General features: G+C 63.3%; 27 protein-coding genes. 20 read left to right on the top strand and 7 right to left on the bottom strand.

From position 1 onward, the window contains the following. Positions 1 to 75 precede the first annotated feature (75 nt). From leuS to AB7E19_RS12950, 15 genes are all read left to right on the top strand, one after another. Positions 76 to 2652 carry a leucine--tRNA ligase gene (gene leuS / locus AB7E19_RS13020; RefSeq protein ID WP_322131783.1) on the top strand — a complete coding sequence of 859 codons (2577 nt, stop codon included), beginning with the start codon at positions 76 to 78 and terminating at the stop codon, positions 2650 to 2652. 112 nt (positions 2653 to 2764) lie between these two features. Beyond that, positions 2765 to 3247: an LPS assembly lipoprotein LptE gene (lptE, locus tag AB7E19_RS13015; protein WP_043153202.1), complete on the top strand. Its 483-nt coding sequence runs from the start codon at positions 2765 to 2767 to the stop codon at positions 3245 to 3247. 27 nt (positions 3248 to 3274) lie between these two features. Further along, on the top strand, positions 3275 to 4309 hold the full coding sequence (gene holA, locus AB7E19_RS13010) for a DNA polymerase III subunit delta (RefSeq protein WP_322131782.1): 1035 nt from the start codon (positions 3275 to 3277) through the stop codon (positions 4307 to 4309). Next, positions 4303 to 4956 (top strand): nicotinate-nucleotide adenylyltransferase, encoded by a 654-nt coding sequence (gene nadD, locus AB7E19_RS13005; RefSeq protein ID WP_427935536.1) that lies wholly within the window; start codon positions 4303 to 4305, stop codon positions 4954 to 4956. Before holA ends, nadD begins: the two co-directional genes overlap by 7 nt. A 211-nt stretch (positions 4957 to 5167) precedes the next feature. Then, a complete protein-coding gene (gene rsfS / locus AB7E19_RS13000) occupies positions 5168 to 5509 on the top strand; it encodes a ribosome silencing factor (RefSeq protein ID WP_010673762.1) in 342 nt (113 codons plus the stop codon). A gap of 21 nt (positions 5510 to 5530) precedes the next feature. Further along, the gene (rlmH, locus tag AB7E19_RS12995) at positions 5531 to 5998 is read left to right on the top strand and encodes a 23S rRNA (pseudouridine(1915)-N(3))-methyltransferase RlmH (RefSeq protein WP_042078906.1); all 468 of its coding nucleotides are present in this window, start codon (positions 5531 to 5533) and stop codon (positions 5996 to 5998) included. A 64-nt stretch (positions 5999 to 6062) separates the two neighbouring features. Beyond that, positions 6063 to 7976 carry a penicillin-binding protein 2 gene (gene mrdA / locus AB7E19_RS12990; protein WP_010673761.1) on the top strand — a complete coding sequence of 638 codons (1914 nt, stop codon included), beginning with the start codon at positions 6063 to 6065 and terminating at the stop codon, positions 7974 to 7976. Further along, the gene (gene rodA / locus AB7E19_RS12985; protein ID WP_010673760.1) at positions 7973 to 9076 is read left to right on the top strand and encodes a rod shape-determining protein RodA; all 1104 of its coding nucleotides are present in this window, start codon (positions 7973 to 7975) and stop codon (positions 9074 to 9076) included. The genes mrdA and rodA overlap by 4 nt, the downstream gene beginning before the upstream one ends. Next, on the top strand, positions 9076 to 10074 hold the full coding sequence (gene mltB / locus AB7E19_RS12980) for a lytic murein transglycosylase B (protein ID WP_427935532.1): 999 nt from the start codon (positions 9076 to 9078) through the stop codon (positions 10072 to 10074). The genes rodA and mltB overlap by 1 nt, the downstream gene beginning before the upstream one ends. Beyond that, positions 10016 to 10945, top strand: a complete 930-nt coding sequence (locus AB7E19_RS12975; RefSeq protein WP_219596688.1) for a septal ring lytic transglycosylase RlpA family protein — start codon at positions 10016 to 10018, stop codon at positions 10943 to 10945. The genes mltB and AB7E19_RS12975 overlap by 59 nt, the downstream gene beginning before the upstream one ends. A gap of 165 nt (positions 10946 to 11110) precedes the next feature. Next, entirely contained in the window at positions 11111 to 12340 is a 1230-nt protein-coding gene (locus AB7E19_RS12970; RefSeq protein WP_427935530.1) for a serine hydrolase, read from the top strand. Positions 12341 to 12619: 279 nt separating this feature from the next. Next, positions 12620 to 12883 (top strand): DUF493 family protein YbeD, encoded by a 264-nt coding sequence (gene ybeD, locus AB7E19_RS12965; protein ID WP_010673756.1) that lies wholly within the window; start codon positions 12620 to 12622, stop codon positions 12881 to 12883. Positions 12884 to 12976: 93 nt separating this feature from the next. Next, positions 12977 to 13669 carry a lipoyl(octanoyl) transferase LipB gene (gene lipB, locus AB7E19_RS12960; RefSeq protein ID WP_010673755.1) on the top strand — a complete coding sequence of 231 codons (693 nt, stop codon included), beginning with the start codon at positions 12977 to 12979 and terminating at the stop codon, positions 13667 to 13669. 85 nt (positions 13670 to 13754) lie between these two features. After that, positions 13755 to 14720 carry a lipoyl synthase gene (gene lipA, locus AB7E19_RS12955; protein WP_010673754.1) on the top strand — a complete coding sequence of 322 codons (966 nt, stop codon included), beginning with the start codon at positions 13755 to 13757 and terminating at the stop codon, positions 14718 to 14720. Between the two features lie 146 nt (positions 14721 to 14866). Next, on the top strand, positions 14867 to 15355 hold the full coding sequence (locus tag AB7E19_RS12950) for a GNAT family N-acetyltransferase (protein ID WP_167824706.1): 489 nt from the start codon (positions 14867 to 14869) through the stop codon (positions 15353 to 15355). 33 nt (positions 15356 to 15388) lie between these two features. Here AB7E19_RS12950 and nqrE read toward each other — a convergent pair whose 3' ends face one another. The 6 genes from nqrE to AB7E19_RS12920 all read right to left on the bottom strand — a co-directional run bounded on the left by nqrE (position 15389) and on the right by AB7E19_RS12920 (position 21068). Beyond that, the gene (gene nqrE / locus AB7E19_RS12945; protein WP_052816016.1) at positions 15389 to 15988 is read right to left on the bottom strand and encodes an NADH:ubiquinone reductase (Na(+)-transporting) subunit E; all 600 of its coding nucleotides are present in this window, start codon (positions 15986 to 15988) and stop codon (positions 15389 to 15391) included. A 203-nt stretch (positions 15989 to 16191) separates the two neighbouring features. Beyond that, positions 16192 to 16485 (bottom strand): hypothetical protein, encoded by a 294-nt coding sequence (locus tag AB7E19_RS12940; RefSeq protein WP_010673751.1) that lies wholly within the window; start codon positions 16483 to 16485, stop codon positions 16192 to 16194. A gap of 306 nt (positions 16486 to 16791) precedes the next feature. Continuing rightward, complete coding sequence (locus tag AB7E19_RS12935) at positions 16792 to 17295, bottom strand: GNAT family N-acetyltransferase (RefSeq protein WP_139737766.1); 504 nt, start codon at positions 17293 to 17295, stop codon at positions 16792 to 16794. A gap of 39 nt (positions 17296 to 17334) precedes the next feature. Continuing rightward, positions 17335 to 18516 (bottom strand): MerR family transcriptional regulator, encoded by a 1182-nt coding sequence (locus AB7E19_RS12930; protein WP_427935525.1) that lies wholly within the window; start codon positions 18514 to 18516, stop codon positions 17335 to 17337. A 151-nt stretch (positions 18517 to 18667) separates the two neighbouring features. Further along, positions 18668 to 20398 carry a single-stranded-DNA-specific exonuclease RecJ gene (gene recJ, locus AB7E19_RS12925; RefSeq protein WP_263678148.1) on the bottom strand — a complete coding sequence of 577 codons (1731 nt, stop codon included), beginning with the start codon at positions 20396 to 20398 and terminating at the stop codon, positions 18668 to 18670. Then, a complete protein-coding gene (locus AB7E19_RS12920; RefSeq protein ID WP_322130969.1) occupies positions 20364 to 21068 on the bottom strand; it encodes a disulfide isomerase DsbC N-terminal domain-containing protein in 705 nt (234 codons plus the stop codon). The genes recJ and AB7E19_RS12920 overlap by 35 nt, the downstream gene beginning before the upstream one ends. A 259-nt stretch (positions 21069 to 21327) precedes the next feature. Here AB7E19_RS12920 and mscL point away from each other — a divergent pair, with 259 nt between their 5' ends. After that, entirely contained in the window at positions 21328 to 21738 is a 411-nt protein-coding gene (gene mscL, locus AB7E19_RS12915) for a large-conductance mechanosensitive channel protein MscL (RefSeq protein ID WP_010673746.1), read from the top strand. Between the two features lie 74 nt (positions 21739 to 21812). On the opposite strand, the gene xerD is transcribed toward mscL, so the two are convergent. After that, positions 21813 to 22712, bottom strand: a complete 900-nt coding sequence (gene xerD, locus AB7E19_RS12910) for a site-specific tyrosine recombinase XerD (protein WP_042014490.1) — start codon at positions 22710 to 22712, stop codon at positions 21813 to 21815. A gap of 183 nt (positions 22713 to 22895) precedes the next feature. Between xerD and fldB the strand changes: the two genes are divergently transcribed. The 4 genes from fldB to AB7E19_RS12890 all read left to right on the top strand — a co-directional run bounded on the left by fldB (position 22896) and on the right by AB7E19_RS12890 (position 26664). Further along, entirely contained in the window at positions 22896 to 23414 is a 519-nt protein-coding gene (gene fldB / locus AB7E19_RS12905) for a flavodoxin FldB (protein WP_041212516.1), read from the top strand. Between the two features lie 402 nt (positions 23415 to 23816). Beyond that, positions 23817 to 25217, top strand: a complete 1401-nt coding sequence (locus AB7E19_RS12900) for a TldD/PmbA family protein (RefSeq protein ID WP_322130968.1) — start codon at positions 23817 to 23819, stop codon at positions 25215 to 25217. Then, complete coding sequence (locus tag AB7E19_RS12895; protein WP_010673741.1) at positions 25217 to 25324, top strand: hypothetical protein; 108 nt, start codon at positions 25217 to 25219, stop codon at positions 25322 to 25324. The genes AB7E19_RS12900 and AB7E19_RS12895 overlap by 1 nt, the downstream gene beginning before the upstream one ends. Beyond that, positions 25324 to 26664, top strand: a complete 1341-nt coding sequence (locus AB7E19_RS12890; RefSeq protein WP_160838799.1) for a TldD/PmbA family protein — start codon at positions 25324 to 25326, stop codon at positions 26662 to 26664. Before AB7E19_RS12895 ends, AB7E19_RS12890 begins: the two co-directional genes overlap by 1 nt. Positions 26665 to 26707: the final 43 nt, after the last annotated feature.

Raw genomic sequence — 26707 nt, 5'->3', positions numbered from 1 at the left:
GCCGCAGGATATGGGTATTCTATCGGGATTTCCCAGCCGTTTTATCTATTCATTTCACAGATCCGGATGTCACCAATGCAAGAGCAATACGTTCCCCAATCCATAGAACCAGCAGTGCAGAAGCACTGGGATGCCAAGAAAACCTTCAAGGCGGTGGAGAAAGTAGACAAGGAAAAGTTCTACTGCCTCTCCATGTTCCCCTATCCGTCTGGTCGTCTACACATGGGGCACGTTCGCAACTACACCATAGGTGATGTGATCTCCCGTTATCAACGGCTCAATGGCAAGAACGTGCTGCAACCCATCGGTTGGGACGCCTTCGGCCTGCCGGCAGAAAACGCCGCCATCAAGAACAACACGGCGCCGGCCCCCTGGACCTACGAAAACATCGAATACATGAAGAACCAGCTGAAGATGCTGGGTCTGGGCTATGACTGGGATCGGGAGCTGGCCACCTGCAAGCCGGACTACTACCGCTGGGAGCAGTGGTTCTTCACCAAGCTCTACGAAAAGGGCCTGGTCTACAAGAAGACTTCCTCCGTCAACTGGTGCCCGAACGACATGACCGTACTGGCCAACGAGCAGGTAGTGGACAACTGCTGCTGGCGCTGTGATACCCCGGTGGAACAGAAAGAGATCCCCCAGTGGTTCATCAAGATCACCGACTACGCCGAAGAGCTGTTGAACGACATCGACAATCTGGAAGGCTGGCCGGAAATGGTCAAGACCATGCAGCGCAACTGGATTGGCCGCTCCGAAGGGGTCAACATCAGCTTCAATATCGACGGTCAGGCCGAGCACCTCGAGGTCTACACCACCCGTCCGGACACCTTCATGGGTGTGACCTATGTGGGCATCGCCGCCGGTCACCCGCTGGCGCTGCAAGCAGCCCAGAACAATCCGGAGCTGGCCGCCTTCATCGAAGAGTGCAAGAACACCAAGGTAGCCGAAGCTGAACTGGCCACCATGGAGAAGAAGGGCATGGCCACCGGCCTCTACGCCATTCACCCGCTGGATGGCCGCAAGGTGCCGGTCTGGGTCGCCAACTTCGTGCTGATGAACTATGGCACCGGCGCCGTGATGGCAGTACCGGGTCACGACCTGCGTGACCACGAATTCGCCACCAAGTACGGCCTCGAGATCAAGGCGGTGATCAAGCCGGTTGATGGCGACGTCGACGTGAGCGAAGCGGCTTATACCGAGAAGGGCGTGCTGTTCAACTCCGGCGAATTCGACGGTCTCGACTTCCAGGGTGCCTTCGATGCCATCGCCAACAAGCTGGAAGGGCTCGGCAAGGGCAAGCGCACCGTCAACTACCGTCTGCGCGACTGGGGTGTCTCCCGTCAGCGCTACTGGGGCGCACCCATCCCCATGCTGACCCTGGCGGACGGTACCGTGGTGCCGACCCCGGAAGATCAACTGCCGGTACTGCTGCCGGAAGACGTGGTGATGGACGGCATCCAGAGCCCCATCAAGGCCGACCCCGAGTGGGCCAAGACCACCTACAACGGCCAGGAAGCGTTCCGCGAGACCGATACCTTCGACACCTTCATGGAGTCCTCCTGGTACTACGCCCGCTACTGCTCCCCGGACTACGACAAGGGCATGCTGGATCCGGCGGCTGCCAACCACTGGCTGCCGGTGGATCAATACATCGGCGGCATCGAGCACGCCTGTATGCACCTGCTCTATGCCCGCTTCTTCCACAAGCTGCTGCGTGATGCGGGCCTCGTGAACAGCGACGAGCCGTTCAAGCGCCTGCTCTGCCAGGGCATGGTGCTGGCCGACGCCTTCTACTACAAGGATGAGAAGGGCGGCAACGTCTGGGTCAGCCCCCTCGACGTCAAGGTGGAACGTGACGACAAGGGCCGCATCACCAAGGCTGTCGACCTTGAGGGTCGTGAAGTGATGCACTCCGGCATGACCAAGATGTCCAAGTCCAAGAACAACGGCATCGACCCGCAGCTGATGGTGGAGCGTTACGGCGCCGATACCGTCCGTCTGTTCATGATGTTCGCCTCTCCGGCCGAGATGACCCTGGAGTGGTCCGACTCCGGCGTGGAAGGTGCCCAGCGCTTCCTGCGTCGCCTGTGGCGCATCACCTTCGAGCACGTATCCGGTGGCGCCGTTGCCGCACTGGACGTCGCAGCCCTCACCAGCGACCAGAAAGCCGTGCGCCGCGAGCTGCACAAGACCATCGCCAAGGTGAGCGACGACGTGGGTCGCCGTCAGACCTTCAACACCGCCATCGCAGCCATCATGGAGCTGATGAACAACCTGGCAAAACTGGGCAGCGACGCTCAGGATCGCGCCCTGATGCAGGAAGCGCTGGAAGCGGTCGTGGTCATGCTCTACCCCATCACCCCGCACATCGGCTTCGAGCTGTGGAAGATGCTGGGCAAGGAAGGGGACATCGATGTCGCGGCCTGGCCGGTGGCTGACGAAGCGGCCATGGTCGAGACCGAGAAGCTGGTGGTGGTACAGATCAACGGCAAGATGCGCGGCAAACTGACCGTACCGGCCGAGATAAGCCAGGCCGACGTCGAGAAGCTGGCCATGGCCGATGCGTCCGTACAGAAGTTCACTGACGGTCTGACCGTGCGCAAAGTCGTGTACGTGCCGGGCAAGCTGCTCAACATCGTGGCCAACTGATGACGCCTCCCCTGGCGGCGGCCGACGGTCCGGGCCAGGGGCTGACGACACACGGATGATGACGGCGGGCCCTGCGCCCGCCGCTCTTCCCTTCATGCAAAGAGGATTTTTTATGGGCACCATCTTCACGCGCTGGATGGCCATCGTGCTGGCAGGACTGCTGCTGCAGGCCTGCGGTTTTCAGATGCGGGGCACCGCCATTCCCCCAGAGCTGATGACCATGAAAGTGGTCGGTGACAACAAGAGCGACTTCTACCGACTGGTCACCACCCGTCTCAAGGCCGCTGGCGTCGAACTCGCCGACAAGGAGGGCATCCCGGTGCTGACCCTGGCCGGGGTACGTAGCCGCAGCCAGGTCGCCTCCGTCGACTCCATCGGCCAGGACCGCGAATACCTGCTCAGTTACAGCACCCAGTTCACCGTGGTCATGCCGGGCAAACCGACCCAGGTCTTCCCCATCACCTTCAACCGCAGCTTCCTGAACAAGCCGGATGCGGCACTCGCCTCCTCCCGCGAGCAGGAGCAGCTGGGCAAGGAGATGCAGGAGCAGGCCGCCAACCTGGTTATTCGCCAGCTCAGTCAGGTCAAGTTCTGATGCGCGTATCTTGATGAGAGGGTGTTGATGAGAGTCTATCCCGAGCAGTTTGCGGACCATCTCAAGGCAGGGCTCAAGCCCTGCTATCTCATTTTTGGGGACGAGCCCCTGCTCAAGCTGGAAGCCATCGACGCCGTGCGTCAGGTGGCACGCAAACAGGGCTTCGATGAACGCCACAGCTTCGTGGTGGAACAGGGGCTGGACTGGAACCAGGTCTACGATGCCTGCCAGGCCATGAGCCTGTTCTCGGCCCGCCAGATCATCGAGCTGGAGCTGCCCGCCAAGATCGACAAGGATCTCGCCGCCCGCATCAGCGACATTGGCAAGCAGCTCCACCCCGACCTGCTGCTGGTCCTGAGTGGTAATCGCCTAAACCAGACCCAGATGAAGGCAGCCTGGTTCGACAAGCTGAGCCAGAACGGCACCTATGTGCCGGTCAACCACCCCGAGCCCCGCTTCTTCCCGCGCTGGATGAGCGCCCGTTTTCAGCGCTTCGGCCTCAAGGCACTGCCGGATGCGGTCAACTTCATGTGCCACGCCTACGAGGGCAACCTGCTGGCCGCGAGCCAGGAGATCGAGAAGCTGACCCTGCTCTCGCCGCCCCAGCCCATCAGCGTCGCCTATCTGCAAGAGACCATCATCCGCCACGCCCACTTCACCCCCTTCCAGCTCGTCGATACCCTGCTGGAAGGAAAGGTGAACCGGGCCCAGCGCATCCTGCTGGCCCTGCGCGCCGAAGGCACCGAACCCGGCATGCTGGCTTGGACCCTGTGCCGCGAACTGGAGCAGCTCACCGAGCTGGCGCTGGCCGCCCGCGCCGGACAGCCCCTGGTGGAGCATTTCAGCCGCCTGCGCATCTGGCAGAGTCGCCAGCAGCTCATCCAGCAGGCGCTGACCCGGCTCCCCTTCCCCAAGATCCGGCAGCTCTGGCAACTGATGGCCCGGCTGGACGATGCCCAGCGCCATTTCGACACCGAGCAGGCCTGGCTGATGCTGCAAACCATCGCCCTCGGCTTTCGTGACGGTACCCCGCTCCCCCTGCTGGAGACGGAATCATGCTGACACCGCCCATCGGGATCCTCGGCGGCACCTTCGATCCCATTCACATCGGCCACCTGAGGCCCGCCATCGAGGCCCGGGACGCCCTGGGTCTGGCCGAGGTGCGCCTGCTCCCGAACCATATCCCGCCCCACCGGGCCAATCCGCTCTGCTCGAGCGAGCAGCGACTCGCCATGGTCCGGCTCGCTGCAGCGGACAACCCGGGATTCGTGGTGGATGAGCGGGAGCTCAGGCGCGACACTCCCTCCTGGACCATCGACACCCTTGTCGAGTTGAGGAGCGAGCTGCCGGACACCCCGCTCTGCTTTTTGATGGGGATGGATTCCCTGCTCGGCCTGCCGAGCTGGCACCGCTGGCAGGAGCTGCTCGATTACGCCCACCTGGTGGTGAGCTGCCGCCCAGGCTGGCAACCGGATTATCCCGTCCAGGTGGCCGAGCTGCTGGCCCACCACCAGACCCGGGACATTCAGGATCTCCATCGCCAGCGCCACGGTCATGTCTGGCTTTGTGACAACCTGCCCGTCGAGCTGTCGGCCACACGGCTGCGTGCCCTGCTCGCGGCAGGCCAGGATCCCAAATACCTGCTGCCCAACCCGGTCGCCGACTATATCCGGCGCCACGGGCTCTACCGCTCATCGGCAACGCAGTAAACGGCGTCACGCAGGCTGGTCAGCCGACACGTCCGGGCGCACCGGGCCCGGCCCTGACTATTGCCAGGCCGGGTTGCACACTATAGTGATCGTCAAGGGCCCCTCCCCCACGGGACGGCTCCCCGGGCGACGCTCCCTTTGCCAGGCTGGGAAACGGGAGTGACCATGATATAATCCGCCGCCCTCTGGCGCCGGAAGATAGGAGAAGACATTGCAAGGCCAAGAATTGCTCGCCTTTATCGTCGACAAGATCGATGACATGAAAGGCCGCGACATCATCACCCTCGATGTGCGCGGCAAATCCAGCATCACGGACACCATGATCATCTGCTCCGGCAACTCCAATCGTCACGTCAGTGCCATCGCCCACAACCTCGCCAGCGAGGCCCGTCATGCGGGGCTTGACCTGCTGAGCGTGGAAGGGGAACTCACCGGTGAGTGGGTGCTGGTGGACATGGGGTCGGTCATCGTCCACGTGATGCAGGATGAGTACCGCGACTTCTACCAGCTGGAAAAACTCTGGAGCGGCGCCGCCCAGGTCAATTCGCAATAAAGGGCGACAGCGTAACCAAAGATGAAGATCCAGTTGATTGCCGTGGGCACCAAGATGCCTGCCTGGGTAGAGCATGGCTTCGAAGAGTACCGTCGCCGCTTCCCCAAAGACATGCCGTTCGAGCTGGTCGAGATCGGCGCAGGCAAGCGCGGCAAGAATGCCGACATTCCCCGCATCCTGCAAAAGGAAGGGGAAGCCATGCTGGCCGCCGCCGGCCGCTCCCGCATCGTGACCCTGGACATTCCGGGCAAGCCCTGGACCACGGAGCAGCTCGCCGTGCAACTGGAAGCCTGGAAGCTGGATGGCCGGGACGTGGCGCTGCTGGTGGGTGGCCCGGAGGGGCTCTCCCCCGAGTGCAAGACTGCCGCGGAACAGAGCTGGTCGCTCTCGCCCCTGACCCTGCCCCATCCCCTGGTGCGGGTGCTGGTGGCCGAGAGCCTCTACCGCGCCTGGAGCATCACTACCAATCACCCTTATCACAGAGAGTGACCCATGCCGACCCTGAGCATGCATTTCTCCTCTCTCACCCGCACGTCAGCCACAAGGTAACGGCATGCTGAAGAATCGCATTGAAATGCGCGATCACAGTGCCGAGGGACGTCTGTTCTTCCGGCGCACCCTGGTCGCCTACATCGGCATGGTCACCCTCATGCTGGTGCTGCTGGCTAACCTCTACTACCTGCAAGTAGAGTCTTACGAAACCTACCAGACCCGCTCCAACGACAACCGCATCCGTGTGGTGCCGGTGGCGCCGCCCCGTGGCCTCATCTACGACGCCAACGGTGTCCTGCTGGCGGAAAACCGCCCTGTCTACAGCCTGGAGATCGTGCCCGAAGAGACCGAGAACCTGGAGAAGACCGCGGACGACCTCATCACCCTGCTGGCCCTGCCGGAAGGGACCAAGGAGAAGTTCCTGGCCGAGGTCAAACGTCAGCGCCGCTTCAAGCCCGTGCCCCTGTTCGAGAAGCTGACCGAATACCAGGTCGCCCTCTTCTCGGTCAACCAGCATAACTACCCGGGGGCCAGCATCGAGGCCTACCTCAAGCGCTACTACCCGTTCGGCGACACCCTCACCCATGCCCTGGGCTACGTGGCCAAGATCAACACCCGTGACGTGGAGCGCCTCGAGAAGGAGGAGAAGCTCGCCAACTATGCCGCCACCAAGGACATCGGCAAACAGGGGGTAGAGAAGTACTACGAGGATCAGCTGCACGGCGTGGCGGGTTATCAGGAGGTCGAGGTGAACAACCGCGGCCGGGTGGTGCGCACCCTGAAATTCCAGCCCCCCGAGCCCGGCAAGGACATCTACCTCAACATCGACATCCGCCTGCAGTTGAAAGCCCAGGAGCTGCTGGCCGGCCGCCGGGGCGCCATCGTGATGATGGAGCCCAACACCGGCGCCATCCTGGCCATGGAGTCGAGCCCGAGCTACGACCCCAACCTGTTCGTGACCGGCATCTCCAGCGCCAACTACTCGGCGCTGCTCAACGATCCCGCCCGGCCGCTGGTCAACCGCACCACCCAGGGCATCTATGCCCCCGCCTCCACCGTCAAGCCCATGATGGCGGTGATGGGGCTCAACGAGGGGGCGATCACCCCCAATTACCGCTACTTCGGCGGGCCCAGCTTCTCCATCCCGGGCACCACCAAGAAGTTCCGTGACTGGCGCCGCTGGGGCCACGGCTGGCTCGACGTCTATCGCGCCATCGAAGTGTCGGCGGATACTTATTTCTACGATCTCGCCTACCGGGTCGGCATCGACAAGATCAACAGCTACATGACCAAGTTCGGCTTCGGCCAGTACAGCGGCGTGGACCTCTATGAAGAGACCCGGGGTGTCATGCCCTCCCGGGACTGGAAGATGGCCCGCTGGCGTCAACCCTGGTACCAGGGGGACACCATCTCCATCGGCATCGGCCAGGGCTACTGGAGCGCCACCCCGATCCAGCTCGCCAAGGCCATCAGCATCCTGACCCAGAACGGTCACGACGTGACGCCGCACCTCCTCAAGAGCACCGCCTCCTCCGATGGCGTGGTCAACGCCCCCATCAACCCGAACGTGGCCATCGCCGCCAAGAGCGATACCTACTGGCAGGTGGCCAAGGACGGCATGTGGCGCGTCATCAACGGCCACGAAGGGACGGGGCGCCGCGCCTTCGCCAATACCCCCTACAAGGCGGCGGGCAAGTCCGGCACCGCCCAGGTGGTGGGCCTCAAGGAGAACCAGGTCTACAACGCGGCCACCACCAAGGTGGAGCACCGCGACAACGCCCTGTTCGTCGCCTTCGCCCCCTTCGAGGCACCCAAGGCGGTGGTCGCCCTGGTGCTGGAGAACGCCGGGGGCGGCAGCGCCATGGCGGCACCGGTCGCCCGCCACATGCTGGATGCCTATCTGCTGCCGCCGGAACCCCAGTTGCCACCGGCACCGGAAAAGCCGTCCCAACCGAGTGAGGTCGTTTCCCAATGAGTAATTCTGCCCGCCAGCAGAGCATCTGGTACAAGCTGCACATCGACCTGCCGCTGCTGCTCGGCCTGCTGACCCTGATGGCCCTCTCCATGGTGGTGCTCTACTCCGCCTCGGGCCAGGATCTCGACTCCATCGTGCGCCAGCTGGTGCGCGGCGCCCTGGCCTTCGGTCTGATGATCGGCATGGCACAGCTGCCGCCCTCCCTCTATGCCCGCTGGTCGGTGCCCCTGTTTGCGGTGGTGGTGCTGCTGCTCATCGCGGTGGACGTGTTCGGCCATATCGGAAAGGGGGCCCAGCGCTGGCTCGATCTCGGCTTCATGAAGTTCCAGCCCTCCGAGGTGATGAAACTCTCCATGCCCATCATGGTGGCCGCCTGGCTCAGCCGGCACTCCCTGCCGCCAAAGTTCAGCCATGTGATGATCGCCCTGGTGATGGTGCTGCTGCCCACCCTGCTGATCGCGGCCCAACCCGATCTCGGCACCTCCATCCTGGTGGCCGCTTCCGGCTTCTTCGTCATCTTCCTGGCGGGGATCAGCTGGTGGCTCATCGGGCTCGCGGTCTTGCTCATCTGCGCCTTCATGCCGGTACTCTGGTTCTTCCTGATGCACGACTACCAGCGCCAGCGGGTGCTGATGCTGCTGGACCCGGAGAAGGACCCACTCGGTCGCGGCTATCACATCATCCAGTCCAAGATTGCGATCGGCTCCGGCGGCGTGTTCGGCAAGGGGTGGCTGCAAGGCACCCAGTCCCAGCTCGAATTCCTGCCAGAGCGCCACACCGACTTCATTTTCGCCGTCTTCAGCGAGGAGTTCGGTCTGGTGGGAGTGGCCCTCTTGCTGGTCATCTACCTCTACATCATCAGCCGCTGCCTGTTTATCTCCATGCAGGCCCAGAACAGCTTCGAACGCCTGCTGGGGGGCGCCCTCACCCTGACCTTCTTCGTCTATGTGTTCGTCAACATGGGCATGGTAAGCGGCATCCTGCCGGTGGTAGGGGTTCCCCTGCCACTGGTGAGCTACGGCGGCACCTCCATGGTGACCCTGATGGCGGGCTTCGGCGTTCTGATGTCCATCCAGACCCACAGGCGGCTGCTCGCCTGATGCGGCTCGGCTGGCTGGCTCTATCTCTGTGCACCCTGACGGCGAGTGCTGCCGTCTCGCCGGCCCGGCTCAGCCTGCTGGCCGAGCAGCAGCAGGTGCCGCTGGCAGAGTTGCAGGCCGCCGCCGCCCAGGCCAGCCTGCGCCAGGAGGTGCTGGACACCATCCGCCGCCCCTGGGAAGCCAAGCCCTGGCACCGCTACAGGCCGCTGTTCGTCACCCCGGAGCGCATCCGGGACGGAGTGGGATTCTGGCAGCGCCATGCCGCCACCCTGGCACGGGCCGAGCAGACCTACCAGGTCCCCGCCTCCCTCATCGTCGCCATCATCGGCATCGAGACCTTTTACGGTCGACAGATGGGCCGCCATCCGGTGCTCGACAGCCTTTACACCCTGGGATTCCACTACCCCGAACGGGCGGATTTCTTCGCCAAGGAGTTTGCCCAGCTGGTGCTGCTTGCCCGGGAAGAGAAGTGGCCGCTCACCAATCTCAAGGGCTCCTATGCCGGCGCCATGGGCATGGGCCAGTTCATGCCCTCCAGCTACCGCCACTACGCGGTCGACTTCGACGAAGACGGCAAGCGGGATCTCTTCGCCAACCCGGCAGATGCCATCGGCAGCGTGGCCAACTACTTCGCCCTGCACCACTGGCGCTGGGGCGAGCCGGTGGTGGAGCCCGCCTTGATCGGATTGGCGCCAGTAGGTACCCTGCTTGCACCCGAGCCCGAGCTAAGACACCGCTGGGCAGAGCTGGCCGCTGCGGGCATAGAAGTCGCCACACCGCCGTCACCCGAGACGCCGGTAAAACTGCTGGCGATGGAGCAGGCCGAAGGACCGGAATACTGGGTCGCGCGCCACAATTTTTACGTGATCACCCGCTACAATCGCAGCCCTCTCTATGCGATGGCGGTGCATCAACTCAGTCAAGCAATCCAGGACGCTTATGCATTACAGCCACAAACTTCTTCCCCTCAGCCTGACCTTGTTGCTGGCCGCCTGTAGCAGCCAACCCGAACCCCAGCCGCTGCCCCCGGAGCCCGTCCCCCAGGAGAAGCCCCAGGTCATCGAGATCCCCCAGGCGACCGGCGCCATTCCCCGCCCCGAACCCATGAGCGAGAGCGGCAACCGGGACTACTGGATCGGAAAGCAGAAGTTTGAGGTGTGGCGCGACATCAAGCACTACAGCGAGGAAGGCACTGCCAGCTGGCTCTCCCGGGATCTGGACGGCAACAAGACTGCCAACGGCGACGTGCAGGACAGCACCCTGTTCAGCGCCGCCCACCGCAACCTGCCCCTGCCAAGCTACGTGCGGGTCACCAATCTGGACAACGGTCTGGAGACCATAGTACGCGTCAATGATCGCGGCCCCTTCGGCAGCGATCGCCTCATCGATCTCTCTCACGCCGCCGCCGCGCAACTGGAGATGGTGGAAGGGGGTGAGGCCCGGGTGCGCCTCGAACTCATCACCGATCAGCCGGATCAGATGGTGGAAATGGTGCCCATGACCCCGATGACGCCCATGGAGCCTGCGGCGCCAGCAGCCAATTCCTTCGTGAACGAGACGCCGGCCCCCACGGCACCGGCCAAGGCCGCGCCTGCTCCTGCTCCTGCCGCCACGGCAACCACCACCGTCTCCCCCCCCAAGGCCGGTGCGACCCAGGGCAAGATGATCCAGGTGCTCGCCAGCGGCTCGCAGGCGCGGGCCGAGGCCATGGGCAAGGTGATGACCCAGCGCTATGGCGTGCCGTACCAGGTGGTGGCACATGGCGCCGTCTTCCGCGTCCTGCTCGGACCCGTGGCCAGCGACAAGCAGGCCCCTCTGCTCGAGCAGATCCGCCAGGGTGGGTTGGAGCAGGCCTTCATCGTGCCCTGATACCCGCCCCGACCTCGCGCCGGGATACGACGCGAGGTCGGGGACCATCCCATAAAATCCCGTCCAGGTCGCATCTCGGACTATGACCGACACGCACATCTGGTATAGTGGGGCCCGCTTTTTTTCAACTTGGGTACATCCCATCCAGGCACCAGGAATTTCAAGATGTCCAAATTTGCCCGCTCCGTTATTCTGGCCTCCCTGTTAAGCGCCACCGCTCAGGCCAACCAGCCTGTTCCGACCCCGGATTCGGCCCTGCCGAGTGCCCAGCCGGTCCCCACTTTGAACAGCGCCCCCATGGTGGTGCCTGCCGCGCCCGAAATCTCCGCCAAGGCCCACATCCTGATCGACTACTTCTCCGGACAGGTGCTGGCCGAGCAGAACGCCGACGAGCGTCTGCCCCCCGCCAGCCTGACCAAGATGATGACCTCCTACATCGTCGGCGACGAGTTGCACAAGGGGAACATCAAGGGCACCGACATGGTGACCATCAGCCAGAACGCCTGGTCCAAGAACTACTCCGATTCCTCCAAGATGTTCATCGAGGTGGGCAAGCAGGTCTCCGTCGATGATCTCAACAAGGGCATCATCATCCAGTCCGGCAACGACGCCTGCGTCGCCATGGCCGAGCACCTGGCAGGCAGCACCGATTCCTTCGCCAGCCTGATGAACGCCTGGGCCGCCAAGCTCGGCATGAAGGACTCCCAGTTCAAGAACCCCCACGGCCTGGATGAAGAGGGCCACTACAGTACCGCCCGCGACATGGCCCGCCTGGGTCAGGCCCTGATCCACGATCAGCCGGAGGAGTACAAGATCTACTCCCAGAAGTCCTTCGTGTTCAACGGCATCACCCAGCACAACCGCAACCGCCTGCTGTGGGACCAATCCCTGCAGGTTGACGGCATCAAGACAGGTCACGTCAGCCAGGTCGGCTATAACCTGGTCTCTTCCGCCACCAACAACGAAGGCATGCGCCTGATCGCCGTGGTCATGGGGGCCAACAGCGAGGCCTCCCGCGCCGCCGAGAGCAAGAAGCTGCTCACCTACGGCTTCCGCTTCTTCCAGAGCCTGACCCCCTACAAGGCGGGCACCGAACTGGTCACCCAGAAGATCTGGATGGGCGACAGGCCGGAAGTGAAGCTGGGGGTCGACAAGGACGTCTCCGTGCTGGTCACCCGTGGCCAGGGCAACAACCTCAAGGCGGACTTCCAGCTGGAGAGCGAGCTGAAGGCGCCCCTGGCCAAGGGCCAGCGCGTCGGTACCGTGTACCTCAAGCAAGGGGACAAGGAGATCAAGCAGGTTCCCCTGGTTGCCCTGGAAGAGGTGCAGGAAGGTGGCCTGATGAGCCGCCTGTGGGATTACCTGGTGATGCTGGTCTCCAGCTGGTTCAAGTAACAGACCCTTCCTCAAGCAGCGGCGCCAACAGGCGCCGCTGCTGTCTTTTGCGGTCTGTCCAGTCAATAACCCTGTAATCTGCAGGTTCCGCCGACTGACGATTTGTGGTAAAAAGCAGCATTTCCACGTCTTGCCACACCGCCGGGTCTTGATCCCGAGGCGGCTCATGCCCATATAGACTGGGAACTGTCCCCTGGGGGCAGATGAGGGGACCGTTTCGGCGGCCCTCAAAGACGTAAAGATGACGTCGCTTCCCGGCGACCCAGAAAGGTGAAGTAGATGAATACCAAGTTTGATGAACTGCTGGAGTTCCCCTGCAAGTTCCCGTTCAAGGTGCTTGGCGTGGCCGATCCCGCCCTGCCCGACATGGTGGTGGAAGTGCTGCAGCAACATGCTCCCGGCACCTACAGCCCGACCGTTCAACCGAGCTCCAAGGGCAACTATCACTCGGTACGGGTGACGGTCACCGCCCAGAGCAAGGAACACATCGAGGCCATGTATACCGCCCTTGGCAAGATCGAGCTGGTCCGTTACGTCCTGTAAGTTGCCTCTCTCGCCCCGCCACCGGGGCGACTGATTATTTGCCGCCCGGTCGCAGCGGCGACCGTACCGACACCGCGCCGCCAGTGAGGAAAGATGTCACTCGAAACGCCCGCCGAGCCACAACCGTCAGCCGGCCAACTGCTCGTCAGACAGCTGGGCCGTCGCCCCTACCAGCCGGTGTGGGACGCCATGAAGGCGTTCACCGACAATCGCACCCCCGACACCCCGGACGAGTTCTGGGTGGTGGAGCATGACCCCGTCTACACCCAGGGCCAGGCCGGCAAGGCCGAACACCTGCTCGCCCCCGGCAACATCCCGGTGGTGCAGAGTGATCGCGGCGGCCAGGTGACCTATCACGGCCCGGGCCAGCTGGTGCTCTACGTGCTGGTGGATGTGCGCCGCAGCAAGCTCTCGGTACGGGAGCTGGTGACCTGCCTCGAAACCGCCATCATCAACACGCTCGCCAAAAGCAATATCGAGGCCTATGCCAAGGCCGATGCCCCGGGCGTCTACGTGAAGAGCGATCTGGGCATGGAGGCCAAGCTGGCGTCCCTGGGCTTGCGCATTCGCAAGGGGTGCTCGTTCCACGGGTTGGCTCTCAACGTCAACATGGACATGACCCCCTTCCTGCGCATCAATCCGTGCGGCTATGCGGGTATGGCCATGACCCAGACCAGCGCCCTGGGCGGCCCGCAGAGCGTCGCCGAGGCACAGTCCCTGCTGGTGACGGAGCTGGCCCGCCTGATTGGCTACCAAGAGATCACGAATACCGAAGAGGCGGCATGAGCAAGCCCATGCTGCCTGGCCATGAGGGCACAGAGATGACCCTGGTGGCTATCAACCAGACAATAACAAACACCGAGAGTGAATCATGAGCAAACCCGTTCGTATGGAGCCGGGCGTCAAGCTGCGCGATGGCGACAAGATGGCCCTGATCCCGGTGAAATTCATGCCGGATCCCAACGAGGAAGTTCTGCGCAAGCCGGAGTGGATGCGGATCAAGCTGCCGCCGTCGAGCCAGAAGATCGAGCACATCAAGAGCACCCTGCGCAAAAACAAGCTGCACTCTGTGTGTGAAGAGGCCTCCTGCCCCAACCTGGCGGAGTGCTTCAACCACGGCACCGCCACCTTCATGATCATGGGCGCCATCTGTACCCGCCGCTGCCCCTTCTGCGACGTGGCCCACGGCCGTCCATTGCCGCTGGATCCGGAGGAGCCGAAGAAGCTGGCGCTGACCATCAAGGAGATGGGGCTCAAATACGTGGTGATCACCTCGGTGGACCGCGACGATCTGCGGGACGGCGGTGCCCAGCACTTCGCCGACTGCATCAAGCAGATCCGCGAGCACAGCCCGCAGACCCGCATCGAGATCCTGACCCCGGACTTCCGTGGCCGGATGGAGCAGGCGCTGGAGGTGTTCCGCGAGACCCCGCCTGACGTCTTCAACCACAACCTGGAAACCGCCCCGCGCATGTACCGGGTTGCCCGTCCGGGTGCCGACTACAAGTGGTCTCTGGAGCTGCTGCGCCGCATCAAGGAGATGCACCCCCACGTGCCGACCAAGTCCGGCGTCATGATGGGTCTGGGCGAAACCAACGAAGAGATCGTGCAGGTACTCAAGGACTTGCGCGAGCACGGCGTCAACATGCTGACCCTGGGCCAGTACCTGCAACCGAGCCGCCACCACCTGCCGGTGAAGCGTTATGTGCCGCCCGCAGAGTTCGACGAACTCAAGGATGTGGCCATGGATCTCGGCTTCAGCCACGCCGCCTGCGGTCCCTTCGTGCGTTCCTCCTACCACGCAGACCTGCAAGCCAAGGGGGAAGAGGTCAAATAAGCCTCTTTTCCTGCTGGCAGAAAAAAGAGCGCCTCTGGGCGCTCTTTTTTTTATCGCCGTCACCTCGCAGGCAGCGGTTGTCCCTTTGTGATTGGCGCCGTTCTGGCGTAACGTGGCCACTCCCCTTCTCTGGAGTGCTGTGCCGGATGCCGACTCTCACCGTTCGCCTGATCCCCCTGCGTGACGCAGACTTTCCCGCCTATCGCGACTACTTCATCGAGGATTACGCCCAGGATCTTGCCAGCAACCACGGGATGGCGCTGCCTGACGCCCACCGTCAGGCCGACGCCTCGTTGCAGCAGCTCCTGCCACTGGGTGTCGCCACCCCGGGTCATCACCTGCTCGCCATGGTACCTGAAGCCCCGAACGCGCCGGGCGAGCCTCTGGGCTATCTCTGGCACGCCATCGACGGCGCCGCCGGCACCACCTTCATCTACGACTTCTATGTGACACCGCCCCATCGTGGTCGCGGCCTCGGCAAGGCAGCCATGGCCGCCCTGGAAGCGCAGCTCGCCCCCCTAGGCATCCACCAGATCAAGCTGAGGGTGGCCCATGACAACCCGAGGGCACTGGCGCTCTATCAGGCGCTGGGCTTCACCATCACGGGCTACAACATGGCAAAGCGTCTGGATTGAGCACCTTCATTGGGCCACCACCCGGCCCATGGCTCAGAGCGAGATGCCGGAAAAGGACATGAAGCCGAGGGACATCAGCCCGGCCACGATGAAGGTAATGCCGATACCCCGCAGCCCCTCGGGCACATCCGAATACTTCATCTTCTGGCGCAATCCCGCAATGGCGACGATGGCCAGCAGCCAGCCCAGCCCTGAGCCCGCCCCGTAGACCACGGATTCGATGAAGTCGTAATCCCGCTGGGCCATGAACATCACCCCGCCGAAGATGGCGCAGTGCACCGTCAGCAACGGCAGATAGATACCGAGCGCGTGATGGAGCGCCGGGAAATGTTTGTCCAGCACCATCTCCATCACCTGCACCAGCGCCGCCAGCACCCCGATATAGACGATGAAATCGAGAAAGCCCAGATCAAACTCCCCGAGGAAGGTACTCTCGGGACGCAGGATATGGCGGTAGATCAGGTTGTTGAGGGGGATGGCGATCACCATGACCGCCAGCACCGTCATGCCCAAACCGAAGGCGGTGTTGATGTTTTTCGAGACGGCCAGAAAGGTGCACATGCCAAGGAAGAAGGCCAGCGCCAGGTTTTCCACAAAGATCGACTGGATGAAGAGATTGACGTAATAGTCCATGAATGAGTTCACCACTTGGTTGCAATAAGAGCACGTCCGCGCCCGGCCAACGGCCAATCGCGAAGATGACGTCACGGATGACGTTTACAGAGAGAGCTGGCGCAGCACCCGGTAATGACCACGGCAGCCGCCAGACTGCCGAGCAGCCCGGTCAGCGGTACTCAATGACGGGGATCAAACGGGCGGGCGCCCGGCTGGTGAACCTAGTCGCCCTGGCAGAAGCGATATTGCAGGTGGTGGCAGCGAAGCCGCCGTGTGTGCAGAGCGCCGAAGTAGTCGGGCCGCTGCCTGAGGTAGATGAGGGGCAGGAAGAACAGCAGGCCACAGAGCAGGCCGAGGATCTCGTGCTGGAACCAGGCCAGCAGCATCTGGTAGAGCTCGGCATGAGCGGCCCCTTCCAGTCGCCGTCCCTGCTCGAAACCGAGCCGCCACTGGGAGGCGGGCGGCAGGCTGACGTTGTCGGCAAGCCCCGGGTTCGCTGGCTCATGGAACAGCATCGGCCGCTCCTGCCCTTGCGTCTCCATTCCCTTAGTTGCAACGACCCCTGCCGCCGCCGCAGCGGCAAGCCAGAGAAGGCAGGCGATGGCAAGCACCATCGGCCATGACGAGGGGCGGCGAGAGGATGACAAGGGGGCTGTCCGTCAAGAAAAATTACAGGTGGAATATATCACAATACCGTCACTTATTGCATTTTCCACCATGAGATATCAGAAAGGTTGATATTAAACACCGCCCCATTCCCTAAAACCGACAAGGTTGCACCACCTTGAGAAAGCGACTTGCATCTTCCTCAAGGTGAGGGCTCACCCCTGCTGGAAGGCCTGGTGGTAGCGCACTTCACCACTGGGCATGGCAGCGCCGAACGAGCGTGTCATGAAGTACTCGGGCGGCACGCCGGGCAGCGTCAACCCCGGCTCGGACACGAAACCGAAACGGCCGTAGAAGCCGGGATCCCCCAGCACCACGCAGCCAGCCGCCCCCATCCCCTTGAGCTCGGCCAGACCCGCCTCCATCAGCCGTGACCCCAGCCCCTTGCCTTGCAGCTCGGGAGAGACGGAAATAGGACCAAGACCATACCAGTGCGGGCTGCCATCGCTGATGGTCACCGGCGAGAAGCAGAGGTGGCCGACCATCCGTCCCTCCTGCTCCGCCACCAGCGACAGGCTGAGTGCCCCGGCCTGGCGCAGGTCACGCACGATCAGCTGCTCGTTGTGATCGGTATGGGGGGCATTGAGGAACGCGGCCACGGTCAGCGCTTCAATGGCGTCGTGATCGGCGCCTGTTTCGGGCCGAATGATGATGTTCATAGGTTTTCTCCGTTTGTTATCTTGCAATGGATGGCCTGATCAGTCTGTCTGCAGGCAGCAGATCACATAGCCGTAGCTGCCCAGGTGTTGGCGGTGGATGGCCACTTCCCGGCTCAGATCCTGCCAGGCTGGGTTATCCCCCAGCTCGGCACTGTGGCGCGCCAGATTGCGCTCGATGGGATCCAGATAGTTGTCCCAGGCCCTTTGCGGCAACGGGGTGTGCCACAGGCAGCGATAACCCGCCTCCTTCACCGTTTTGAGCAGGCCCGCCAGGGTCTGCATGGCGGGATAATCCCGCTGCCAGAACGCCAACGCCTCCTCTGGCGGCGTGTCTGTCAGCCACACCAGGTCGCTCAACACCAGGCAGGCAGCAGGACCGGCAAGGTACGGCCGCCATGCCTGCAAGGCGTTGGCCACCCCGATGGTGTAGGCGCTCCCCTCGGCCCAGATGAGATCGGCGGGGGCAAGATCTGCCGGCAGCGCCGCCATGTTGGCGCACAGGGTAGTGACATGACTCAGCCCCGCCGCACTGGCGCTACGGGCCACGGCGGCCAGCGCCTCCTCGTCCAGATCGATGGCCACTATGGTGGCGTCCGTCACCTGTGCCAGCGCCAGGGTGGCGGCGCCGCGCCCGCAGCCCATGTCGAGGATCCGGCGAGGCTGGCTGGGCAGCGCGGCAAATTGCTGCTGGGTGAAGAGGCTATCGCCCGGCCCCCAATAGCTCATGCCATCCAGCAGCAGCTTGAAATCCCGGATATAACGTTCATGTTCATTCATGTCTTTGCTGAGCCACTGCAGGTGGTAACGCTCTTTTTCACTGAATCCCTGCTTCATCACCCAGGCAAAGTAGGCCTGCGGGGCTTGATGCTGCAGTTGCCGCTGCCAGGCCTTGAACTCGTCGCCGGAGTGCGCACGCAAACCGGCGAGATCCGCCAGCAGATCCCGGGCGCGTTGCATCCGCGCCAGCTCTTCATCCAGCTCCCTGACCCGGGCTTCCAGCGTTGCCTGCTCCAGCTCGCCCGCCAGGCAGGCGAGGCACTGCTTGAGGCTGAGCCCACCGGTCTGCAGGGCCTGTACCATCCGCAGCCGCTGCAGGTCTCCATCGTCGTAGTGGCGATAGCCGTTGGCGGCCCTCGTTCCCGCAATCACCCCCAGCTTTTCGTAATAGAGCAGGGTGGAGCGGGCCAGGCCGCAGCGCCGGGCCAGTTCGGATATTTTCATGACAACCACTCGCTGAGGGGTCCGTGACCCGATGAAGGGAAGCTTAAACTGTGAAGCAATAGACGGGTCAACGACAACATCCGGGTTCACACCATAAAAAAACGGCCACCCTGAGGTGGCCGTCATCGGCAGCAAGAGAGACTCGCGGGAATCAGAGGCCGGCGGCTTCCAGATGCTCCACCAGCAACTGCACGCTGCGGTTGCCACGCCACTCGTTGACGTCGAGCCGGTAGACCAGCCGCACCCGCTTCACCGAGGCATCGGGCCAGCGTTGCAAGTCGACGCCAAAGGCGATGGCATCCACCGCGTGGCCGGAATCCGTGGTCAGCATCATCTTGAGGTGCTTCTCCCCCACCAGCCGCTGCTGCACCAGCACGAATTCCCCGTCAAACAGCGGCTCGGGAAAGGCCTGACCCCAGGGGCCGGAGGCGCGAATAAGCTCTGCCAGCTCCAGACTCAGCTCATCGGGCAGCAGCTCGCCATCGGTGAGCAACACCCCGGTCAAGAGCTCAGGGGTCACCAGCTCGCCGATGACCGCCTCGAAGGCCCGACCGAAGGCCTCGATATTGGCCTTGGGCAGGGTCAACCCGGCCGCCATGGCGTGGCCGCCAAACTTGCCCATCAAGCCGGGGTGGCGGGTATCGAGCAGTTCCAGCGCATCGCGCAGGTGCACCCCTGGGATGGAGCGCCCGGAGCCCTTGAGCTCGGTCTCGCTGCTCTCGGCAAACGCGATGACCGGGCGGTAGTACTTTTCCTTCACCTTGGAGGCCACCAGCCCCACCACCCCCTGATGCCACTCGTCCCGGTGCAGCACGATACCCGACGGCACCTCGCCGTCGCGAAAACGGATCTGCTCCAGGGTGGCGAGCGCCTCCTGCTGCATCCCCTGCTCGATCTCCTTGCGCTCCTGGTTGAGGCTGTCCATTTCGGAAGCGAGCTGGCGCGCCAGGTTGATGTCCTCGCTCAGCAGGCAGGCGACCCCGAGCGACATATCGTCGAGCCGGCCCACCGCGTTGAGGCGCGGCCCCAGCGCAAAGCCGAGATCGGCAGCGCACAGGCGACGACCGTCGCGGCCCGACACATCCACCAGCGCCTGGATGCCGGGGCGACAACGGCCGGCCCGGATCCGCTGCAAACCCTGATGAACCAGGATGCGGTTGTTGCCATCGAGCGCTACCACGTCGGCCACGGTGCCGAGGGCCACCAGATCCAGGTAATCTGCCACGTTGGGGGCGCGCAGCCCCTGACGCTCATACCAGCCGCTCTGGCGCAGATGGGTGTTGAGGGCCGCCATCAGATAGAAGGCGACCCCGACCCCGGCAAGCGACTTGGAGGGGAAGTCGCAGCCATGCTGGTTGGGGTTCACTATCGCGTCGGCGTCAGGCAGTTCCAGGCCCGGCAAATGGTGATCGGTAACCAGTACCTGCATGCCGGCCGCCTTGGCCGCCGCCACCCCGGCGATGCTGGAGATACCGTTGTCCACCGTGATCAGGAACTCGGCGCCACGGGCCACTGCCAGCTCGACGATCTCCGGGGTGAGGCCATAACCGAACTCGAAGCGGTTGGGCACCAGAAAATCGATGTGGCGACCGCCCATGGCGCGCAGGGCCAGCACGCACAGCGCCGAACTGGTGGCGCCGTCGCAGTCAAAGTCACCGACGATGAGAATGCGTTTTTGCGCCGTCAGCGCCTCGGCCAGCAGCGGCACCGCCTGCGCCATGCCGAACAGGCGCTGGGGCGGCAGCAGCTGGTTGGCGCTGCGCTCCAGCAGAGCGGGATCTTCAACCCCGCGGCTGGCGAAGATCTGGCGAAGCAGCGGGTGCAGGGTGGCGGGCAGATGGGAATCATCAACTCGCGGACGACGACGGATTAGCAGGGGCATTGATGTGATCCAGTATCTTGAGCAGTTGTTCGGGGCTCTGGTAACCGCGCACCAGGTCGCCATTGGGCAGGACCCAGCTCGGTGACGCCTTGATCCCGAGCCATTGGCTCAGGCCGATATGATGGGCAAGGATCGCATTACAGCCGCTCTCAGGCAAACGATCGCTGAAGTTGAGTTCGCGCAGCAGCCCGGGATCACACCAGCTAGCCTGATCCGAGGCGGCGACAGGCGCAGGCAGCAGTTGCACGCTCACGCCCCTCGCCTGCAAGCGGGGCAACTCCTCCAGCGCGATGCGGCAAGAACCGCAGGCGAGATCGGTAAACAGGGTGAGGCGGTGGCGTTCAGGGGTGGCCTTGAGCCAGAGCCGGGCCTCCCCTATCTGGGAGAGCGCCAGCCTGCGTTGCTGCTGCTGGCTGAGCCGGGTGAGGTTTCTCATGTCGTGGGCCAGATCCAGCATGGAGCCCTGCAGCACATAGTCTCCCCTGGCATCGCTGTAGAGCAGTCCCTGGGCCGTGCCCAGCAGATAGAGGCCCGGCATGGGGGTCTCGTCCACCAGGTAGACCTGCACACCGAGGCGCTGCTCTATGGTCTGTTTCAACACATGGGGGTCCATCCCCGCTCTGGCCGCAAAAGCGCACAGCAGCATCATTCCCAGCAGTAAATATCGCATCAGCTCATTCACTTGGCATGATTGAAGGGTCTCATAAGGTAACCCAGACAATTCCCTCTCCCAAAGACCTTAATTAGTGATCGATTAATAACGTCCGCAAGAAAAAATCACGGGATGACAGGTTGCCAATCGGGCTTGAGCCCCGCAAGCTAATCAGGACGACGGGAGACATCTTTAGTCATCCCTCTGTTTTGCTGATGTTTTATTATTCAAATCGACGTGCGCTCAGGTGGCACGTCGTCCATTTCTAGGGGGAAAAATGAGTCTGATTCAAGAGTTCAAGGCCTTTGCATCCAGGGGCAATGTGATCGACATGGCGGTCGGTATCATCATAGGTGCCGCCTTTGGCAAGATTGTCTCCTCCTTCGTGGGAGACGTGATCATGCCGCCCATCGGGCTGATCCTGGGGGGCGTGGATTTCAGCGATCTCGCCGTGACCCTGAAGGCCGCCGAAGGGGATGCCCCTGCCGTGGTCATCGCCTATGGCAAATTCATCCAGACCTGTATCGACTTCCTGATCATCTCCTTCGCCATCTTCATGGGGCTCAAGGCCATCAACACCCTGAAGAAGAAGCAGGAAGAGGAAGCCGCTGCCCCGGCCGGCCCCACCAAGGATCAGGAGCTGCTGACCGAGATCCGCGACTTGCTGAAATCCCAGCAGGGGAAATAACCGTTTCCTCCCTGTCGTGTGCTGAAAAAAAAACCGCCTTCGGGCGGTTTTTTGTTGCAAGGCAGGTGAGGCGATCAGGCTCTGGGATGGTGCTGGCCGTGCAGTGCCTTGAGCCGCTCGTTGGCCACGTGGGTATAGATCTGGGTGGTGGAGAGATCCGCGTGGCCCAGCAGCATCTGCACCACTCGCAGATCGGCGCCGTGATTGAGCAGGTGGGTGGCGAAGGCGTGACGCAGGGTGTGGGGGGAGAGTTCCCCCCTGATGCCGGCTCTCAGGGCATAGAGCTTGATGCGGTGCCAGAAGGTCTGGCGGGTCATCATCCGGGCCCGCTTGGAGGGGAACACCACGTCCGAGCTGGTGCCACCCAGCAGCAGGGTGCGCCCCTCCCGGTAGTAGCGCTCCAGCCAGTGCACCGCCTCCTCCCCCATGGGGACCAGGCGCTCCTTGTTGCCCTTGCCCACCACCCGCACCAGCCCCTGGCGCAGGCTGACGTGTTCGGCGGTCAGCCCCACCAGCTCGGACACCCGCAGCCCGGTGGCGTAGAGCAGCTCGAGCATTGCCTTGTCCCGCAGCTCCAGCGGATCGTCCACCAGGGGCGCTTGCAGCAGCGCCTCCACCTCGGCTTCGCTCAGATCCGATGGCAGCTTTTTGGGGAGCTTTGGCCCCTCCAGCAGCACGGTGGGATCGTCGCTGCGCAGCTTCTCGCGATTGAGGTACTGGTAGAAGCGGCGCAGGGCCGAGAGGAAACGGGCCGTGCTGCTGGCCGCGAACTGATGGTCCACCCGCCAGGCGAGGTAGTGCTGGATGTCGTCCAGCCCCGCCAGCAGCAGGGAACCGCCTTGCTCATCGAGCCAGAGGGCAAATTTTTCCAGGTCGGTGCGATAGGAGCTGACCGTGTTGTCGGAAAGCCCCCGCTCCAGCCAGAGGGCGTCGAGAAACGGCTCGATCAGGGGATGGGATTCTGCTTTGCTCATGGTGCGCCGCGCTCAGGGAAACAGGTCGCCATTGTAACGTGCCGACCCACCCGGGCCGCAAGGCAAGGCTGCACATCCCCTCAGGCGGTGAAGAGCCCGGCGCAATCTGCTAGACTGGCGCCCTCCCCCCGGGCGCCGCTGTGCCGGTCACGCCCCTTGCCGACTGCGATCAAGAGAAGAGCGATGAAGATAGGTTTGTTTTATGGCTCCACCACCTGCTACACCGAGATGGCCGCCGAGAAGATCCGCGCCCTCATCGGCCCCGAGCTGGTCGATCTCCACAACATCAAGGATGTGCCCCTCGCCCGCATGCAGGAGTACGACATCCTGATCCTGGGCATCTCCACCTGGGACTTCGGCGAGCTGCAGGAGGACTGGGAATCCCGCTGGGAAGACATCGCCGACCTGCATCTGGAGGGACGCATCATCGCCCTGTTTGGCATGGGCGATCAGCTGGGCTATGGGGAGTGGTATCAGGATGCCCTCGGCCTGCTGCACGATCAGCTGGTCCCCAAGGGGGTCAAGCTGGTGGGCTACTGGCCCAACGAGGGGTACGAGTTTGACGCCTCCAAGGCGCTCATCGACGATGGCCGTCACTTCGTCGGGCTGGCCCTTGATGACGCCAACCAGTACGACCAGACCGAGTCCCGTATCGAGCAGTGGGTCGACCAGATCCTGAGCGAGATCCACGAACTGCTCTGATCCTGATCGCCTGGATGTTCGACGACGCCAGCCAATGGACGACCAGACCGACCCCGCATCGAGCAGTGGGTCGACCAGATCCTGAGCGAGATCCACGAACTGCTCTGATCCTGATCGCCTGGATGTTCGACGACGCCGGCCAATGGACGACCAGACCTACCCCGCATCGAGCCGTGGGTCGACCTCATATCAAGCGAGCGCCATGAGAGGCGCCAACCTCCCCTGCCGGTAGCCTGCGCTCGGGCTGCCGGGCGCATAAATCGCACCGATTTTCTCGTTTGGTATCATCGGCTGACGCTATAGCGACTTTTTGCTTCTGGTCTGCAACAATGAGGTCGACACCCCATAACAACACAACGCCGGGTGTCGGAAGCAAACGGACAGACCAGAAAAGGATATTCTATGACTTCATTCTCCCTGTTGGCCCCCGCCATCGCCCGCGACGTGCTCGATCACGCGCTGGCTCTGGGTGCCGACTTCGCCGAGCTGTTTGTGGAGCGCAAGCGCCGCAGCCAGCTCAGCCTGCTCTCCAGCCAGATAGAGAACATCAGCGGTGGTCTCGACTTCGGTATCGGCGTTCGCCTGTGCTACGGCCACAAGGTGCTCTACGGCTACACCAACCTGGCCGATCGCAACGAGCTCTTGCGCATCGTTACCCTGCTGGCGGCCAAGGACAAGCGTGACCCCGTGGTCACCGCCACTGCCTTTGACTTCACCCGCCTGACCGACCGCAACCCGATCGCTCTGCCGCTGTCGGCCGACAAGCTGCTAGAGCAGAAGATCGCCTACCTGCATGCCATGGACGCTGCGGCCCGCGCCGAGAGCGACAAGGTGAGCCAGTTCTCGGGCAACGTGCTCGGCTGGGAGCAGGAGGTGGAGATCTTCAACAGCGAAGGGGTGCAGGTGAGCGATCGCCGCCACTACAACCGCATCATGGCCCAGACCATCGCCCTGGACGGGGGCGAGCAGAGCGTAGGTTATGAAGCCCCCGGAGCCATGAAGGGATGGGAGCATGCCGAGAGCATCGATCCCCGCGAGCTGGCTCTCACCGCCACCCGCCAGGCACTGGTGAAGCTGGGAGCCGCCCCCTGCCCGAGCGGCAAGCTGCCGGTCATCATGGAGAGCGGCTTTGGCGGCGTCATCTTCCACGAGGCGTGCGGTCACCTGCTGGAGACCACCTCGGTGGCCAAGAAGGCCTCCGTGTTCCACGACAAGATGGGCCAGCTCATCGCCAACCCGGCGGTCAGCGCGGTGGACGAGGGCTTGCAGGGCAACGCCTGGGGCTCCATCAACGTCGATGACGAGGGGATGGCGACCCAGCACACCCAGCTCATCAAGGACGGCGTGCTGACCGGCTTCCTGGTGGACAGAATGGGGGCCCTTCGCACCGGCTACGCCCGCACCGGTTCCGGGCGCCGGGAATCCTACAAGTTCGCCCCCGCCTCCCGCATGCGCAACACCTATATCGAACCGGGCAACTACAGCCTCGACGACATGCTGGCAACCGTGGAGCACGGCATCTATGCCAAGCGGATGGGGGGTGGCTCTGTGCAGCCCGGTACCGGCGAGTTCAACTTCAACGTGCAGGAGGCCTACCTCATCGAAGGGGGCAGGATCACCCGGCCCCTCAAGTCGGCCACCCTGATCGGCACCGGCCCGCAGGTATTGAAGGAGATCTCCATGGTGGGGCGCGATCTGGCCCTCTCCGCCGGCATGTGCGGCTCGGTCTCCGGATCCATTCCCGCCTCGGTCGGCCAACCGCCGCTCAAGGTTGACAGCATTCTGGTCGGAGGGAACGCCTGATGAACATCCATGACACTCTGTGCGGTTCCATCTCCCGCCTCATTCGCGTTTCAGTCGGCCAGCCGCCGCTCAAGGTTGACAATATCCTGGTCGGAGGGAACGCCTGATGAGCCAGCTCGACATGAACCAACTGCTTGCCCGTCTGCTGGACCAGGTCGCCGATCTGGGTGCCGAGGCGGACGTCATCGCCAATCAGGAGAAGGCCTTCTCCCTCAAGGCCGACAAGGGCGAACTCAGTGAATACAAGGTCACCAGCAGCCAGCAGATCGGCATTCGCCTCATCAAGGAAGGCCGGGTCGGCATCGCCTATTCCGAGTCCCTCGACGCGTCGGCCCTGGACGCCATGGTGCAGGATGCGCTCGATGCGAGCCGCTTCGCCAAGGTGGACCCGGATCAGCGCATCACAGTGCAGCAGAGCAGGCTCATCACCGACTGCGCCGAGATACATCAGGCCGACACCACGGCGGTGGAAGAGAAGATTGCCCTGACCCTGCGCCTCGAGTCCGACATGCTGGCCCTGCCGGACGTGACCGGCGCCCCCTACAACGGCTTCTTCGAGGGGGAGAGCCGCCTCTGGCTTGCCAACAGCCAGGGCAGCCTCTGCGAACATCAGGAGTTCAGCGTCGGCTGCCACAGCTCCGCTCTCATCGAGCGGGAGGGCCGCCAGTCCATGCACTACCAGGGACAGTACGCACGGCGCTTCGACGAGTTGGAGAGCCAGCCTCTCATCCGCCAGATCCACGCCGTGGCCGATGGCCTGCTGATGGGTGAGGCGGTGCCGAGCGGTCGCTACAGCGTCATCTTCAGCACCCACTGCTTTGCCAGCCTGTTTGGCTGCTTCCAGTCCGCCCTGTCTGGCAAGTGGGCCCAGCAGGGGATCAACCCCTGGCGCGACAAGCTGGGCCAAAGCGTGGCTTCTCGCTGGCTTACCCTGGAGAGTCGTGCCTATATGCCGGGGGGCATGAAGATCAAGGCGTTTGACGGCGAAGGGGCCGCCACTTCGGATCTCCTGCTCATCGGCGAGGGGGAGCTCAAGACCCTGCTGCACAACAGCGCCACCGCCCGCCACTTCGGCGTGACGAGCAACGGTGCAGCCGCCCGCAGTGCCCGCAGTGCCCTGGACGTAGCCCCTCGTCACCTGGTGTTCGGGCTCGGCCCCCACGGCGAGGCCGAGGTACAAAACGGTGAGTACCTGGAGCTGGTCAAGCTGGACGGCCTGCACTCCGGGGCCGATGCGGTGAGCGGCGACTTCTCGTTCGGTGCCTCCGGCTTCCTCTGCCGAAATGGCGAGCGCGTGGCACCGGTACGCGGCATCACGGTGGCGGGCAACTTCTATCGTCTGCTCGGGGAGCTGGAAGCGGTCGGCAACCAGCTGCACCACGACGATGGCAAGGACTTCTATGCCCCGCTGATCCGCTTTGGCGGGCTCAGCATTGCCGGCAAATAAGAGGGGGAGCCTTACTCGGCTCTTCCCCCTTCAAGCGGCGCCA

Origin of the sequence: Aeromonas sp. (assembly GCF_050252055.1) — a bacterium.
GTDB lineage: Bacteria > Pseudomonadota > Gammaproteobacteria > Enterobacterales > Aeromonadaceae > Aeromonas > Aeromonas caviae.
This window is presented reverse-complemented; position numbering and strand designations above follow the sequence as displayed.